The organism is uncultured Gimesia sp. (assembly GCF_937919775.1).
In the GTDB taxonomy this organism is placed as follows: domain Bacteria; phylum Planctomycetota; class Planctomycetia; order Planctomycetales; family Planctomycetaceae; genus Gimesia.
The window spans coordinates 1-4,174 of the sequence record NZ_CALFPF010000652.1 but is presented as its reverse complement, the minus strand read 5'-3'; the positions used below and the strand labels follow the sequence as shown (position 1 = coordinate 4,174).

General features: G+C 52.5%; 2 protein-coding genes. One reads left to right on the top strand and one right to left on the bottom strand.

From position 1 onward, the window contains the following. Window positions 1-26: 26 nt before the first annotated feature. Complete coding sequence (locus tag Q0294_RS18580) at window positions 27-677, top strand: ATP:cob(I)alamin adenosyltransferase (protein ID WP_299468442.1); 651 nt, start codon at window positions 27-29, stop codon at window positions 675-677. Between the two features lie 21 nt (window positions 678-698). Here Q0294_RS18580 and metH read toward each other — a convergent pair. After that, a partial coding sequence (gene metH, locus Q0294_RS18575; protein ID WP_299468440.1) for a methionine synthase occupies window positions 699-4,174 on the bottom strand: 3,476 nt, incomplete at its 5' end.

Sequence of the window (4,174 nt, the reverse complement as noted above, 5' to 3'; positions counted from 1 at the left end):
AATCAATACGAACAGGGATATAACTGATGAGAGAACGAGGCAAAGTCCATCTGAATATGATCGTGACCAAAACGGGCGATCAGGGGCAAACCTATCTGAACGACGGATCGCGCGTCTCCAAAGCTTCCGCTCGCATTAAAGCACTGGCTCTGCTCGAACGAATTTCCGTCAAGCTCGGGTTCTTCATTCATGAATGCGATCAGGATCAGATCCGTCTTCAATTACCCAACGCACAGGAATGTCAAATCGATCTGGCCCAACTCGCCAATTCGTTTCAGCAGGAAATGTATGATCTGGGATCGGATTTGTGTACTCCCTTCAAACCGGGTGAATCACTGACGCGTTTTCCTGCGGAAAAAGTCGAAGAATTGACGGCACTGATTTCCGAACTTACACCGGCGCTGGAACCACTTGATTCCTTTATCCTTCCCCAGGGCAGCCTGCGCGTTCTGCTGTCGCACGAGATTCGCACCATCGTACGACAGGCGGAGATACAGGTCTGGGAAATTGCGGAGGAGATTAATCCAGCGGTGCCGCAGTACCTTAACCGACTCTCTGATTTCTGGTTTGTCTTCGGCAGAATATTACAGTCCGAGGAGAATCCCGGCGGTGAAATCAGAAAATGGGAGCCCAACCTGAAACATGCACGAGGCGTGCAAATTCAAAGTGCAAAATAAATGGGCTCCGCAGTTGCTTCATTAATCGTCCAGCAGCACGGGGCGCAACCAGCGCGTTAATTCATCCAGAGTCATCCCTTTGCGTTCTGCCAGTGATGCCAGTTGATCTTTATCGATTTTCCCGGTATGAAAATAACGCGACTCGGGATAAGAGAAATACCAGCCGGAGACAGCCGCCGCCGGGTACATCGCAAAATGCTCGGTCAGCTTGAGGCCAATTTCACTTTCGACATTCAGCATCTTGAACAGTGTCTCTTTTTCAGTATGATCGGGACACGCGGGATAACCGGGGGCAGGACGGATGCCGCTATACTCTTCTTTGATCAAGGCTTCTTTGTCAATCGCTTCATCAGACTTGTAGCCCCAGAATTCTTTGCGGACGCGTTCGTGCAGATGTTCGGCGAACGCTTCCGCCAGTCGATCTGCCAGCGCCTTGACCATGATGCTGTTATAATCATCGTTTGCCTGCGCGTATGATAGAGCCAGTTCTTCAGCCCCGATGCCGGCCGTGACCGCAAATCCACCAATATAATCGGTCTTCCCGCTCTCTTTCGGGGCAATAAAATCGGCCAGCGACATAAGGGGGCTCTCTTCCTGCCCCCGTTTGCGAACCTGCTGACGGATGTGATGTAACCGCGCCTTCACCTGACTGCGACTGACATCATCATAGACTTCGATATCATCCCCGTTGACAGAGTTCGCAGGCCAGAATCCAATCACGGCACGGGCGGTCAGTAATTTTTCGTCAACAATTTTCTTGAGCATCTCCTGCGCGCCTGCAAACAGGTCACGCGCGGCTTCTCCCACGACTTCATCATTGAGAATTTTCGGATATTTTCCGACCAGATCCCAACTGATAAAAAACGGCGTCCAGTCGATATATTCGACCAGAGTTTCCAGCGGATAATCTTCAAGAACTTTCGTGCCGGTAAATGTGGGTACGGGCGGCGTGTAGTTTTCCCAGTCGGCTTGAAAACCCTGATTCACCGCTTCGTCGTAAGGCACAAGCGTGCCTTGCGGCTTTCGATTCGCCACTCTTTCACGAACCGTGACATACTCGTCCTTAATTTTCTGCACATACTCATCACGCAACTCGTCTGACAATAACGCCGACGCGACCCCAACGGCACGCGAAGCATCGGGCACGTATACAACCTGATTGCGATGATACTGCGGCTCGATCTTGACGGCCGTGTGTGCTTTCGATGTGGTGGCCCCTCCGATCAGGAGTGGCAGGTCCATCCCCTGGCGTTCCATCTCACTGGCCACCGTGACCATTTCATCCAGCGACGGGGTGATCAGCCCCGACAGACCGATGATGTCGCACTTCTTTTCACGGGCCGTTTTCAAAATTGTCTCACAGGGAACCATCACGCCGAGATCAATCACCTCATAGTTATTACACTGTAAAACGACTCCGACAATATTCTTGCCGATGTCGTGCACATCACCTTTCACGGTCGCCATCAGAATGCGACCGTTGGGTTTGCTCGCTTCTGTTTTGGCTGCTTCAATAAATGGCTGCAGGTAGGCGACAGCCTGTTTCATGACGCGTGCCGATTTCACAACCTGAGGCAGGAACATCTTGCCCGCGCCGAACAGATCGCCAACCACATTCATGCCGTCCATCAACGGACCTTCAATCACATCCAGCGGACGGCTCATTTCCTGCCGCGCCAGTTCTGCGTCTTCCACGATATACGTCGAAATCCCTCTGACCAGTGCGTGCTCAATCCGTTTTTGAACCGGCAACTCGCGCCAGGAAAGATCTTCCTGTTTGCCCGAAGTCGTCGAACCATCTCCACGGTAGCGTTCTGCGATTTCCAGCAGTGCTTCTGTGCCTTCAGGAGTCCGGTTCAGAATGACATCTTCCACCCGGTCTTTGAGCTCAGCAGGCAGATCGTCGTAAACGGCCAACTGGCTGGCGTTCACAATGCCCATATTCATGCCCGCTTGAATGGCATAATAGAGAAAGACGGAATGAATGGCTTCGCGAACTGCATTGTTTCCCCGGAAAGAGAAGGACACGTTAGAGACCCCGCCTGAAACACTGGCGTGTGGCAGGTTCTGGCGGATCCAGGCGGTCGCTTCAATAAAATCGACCGCGTAGTTGTTGTGTTCTTCAATACCCGTGGCGACAGCGAAAATATTCGGGTCGAAAATAATATCCTGGGGCGGAAAATCCAGACGATCAAGGAGCAGCCGGTAAGAGCGTTCGCAGATCTCGATTTTTCGTTTTTTCGTATCCGCCTGCCCTTCCTCATCAAATGCCATTACCACCACAGCGGCTCCGTAAAGCTGGCACAGGCGGGCCTTCTCCAGAAACTCCGTTTCGCCTTCTTTCAGGCTGATGGAGTTTACAATGGGCTTGCCCTGAATACATTTGAGCCCTTCTTCGATGACATGCCACTTGGACGAATCGACCATTACGGGGACACGTGCGATATCCGGTTCGGTTGCGACCAGATTCAGGAAAGTCGTCATGGCGGCGACAGCATCGAGCATGCCTTCATCCATATTGACGTCCATCACATCGGCGCCGTTTTGTACCTGTTGCAGTGCGACTTCGAGGGCAGTGTCGTATTTATCTTCTTTAATCAGCTTTTTGAAACGGGCAGAACCGGTGACGTTACACCGTTCGCCGACGTTTACAAACAGGCTGTCTTTTGTGATATTGAACGGCTCAAGACCGGAAAGTCGCAATGCGGGTTCAATCTCCGGTATTTTGCGTGGAGTATGCTTCTCCATCGCTTTCGCGATCGCCTTGATATGCGCGGGCGTAGTCCCGCAGCATCCGCCCAGAATATTAATAAAACCGCTCTTCGCAAATTCATCGACAATCTCTGCCATCTCGGCAGCCGACTGATCATACTCGCCAAATTCATTAGGCAGACCTGCGTTGGGGTGAGCCGACACGTAAGTATCTGACACACGTGACAACTCTTGAACGTACTGCCGTAACTCTTTGGCTCCCAGCGCACAGTTCAGACCGATGGAGAATGGCCTGGCATGCGACAGTGAATTCCAGAAGGCTTCCGTCGTCTGTCCCGACAACGTACGGCCCGATGCGTCGGTAATCGTGCCGGAAATCATGATCGGGAGTTCGATATTTTCACGATGAAAATAAGTCCGCACGGCGAACACGGCAGCCTTGGCGTTTAACGTGTCAAAGATCGTCTCAATCAGCAGCAGATCGACGCCCCCCTGCACCAGCCCGTCGATTGATTCCAGATAATTTTCGACCAGTTCATCATAGGTGACATTCCGCGCGCCCGGATCATTGACGTCAGGCGAAATCGAACAGGTGCGGCTGGTGGGCCCTAGAACACCGGCGACCCAGCGCGGTTTGTCCGGTGTGAGGGCCGTGATTTCGTCCGCCACAGCGCGTGCGAGTTGTGCCGAGGTCAAGTTCAGCTCGTGAACCAGCGACTCCATCTGATAATCGCTCTGAGACAGGCGGGTTCCATTGAATGTGTTCGTTTCCAGAATATCCGCGC

What these genes read in the sequence shown, in the direction of transcription:
- Q0294_RS18580 (WP_299468442.1), top strand. Translation starts at nt 27, where the DNA reads ATGAGAGAACGAGGCAAAGTCCATCTGAATATGATCGTGACCAAAACG.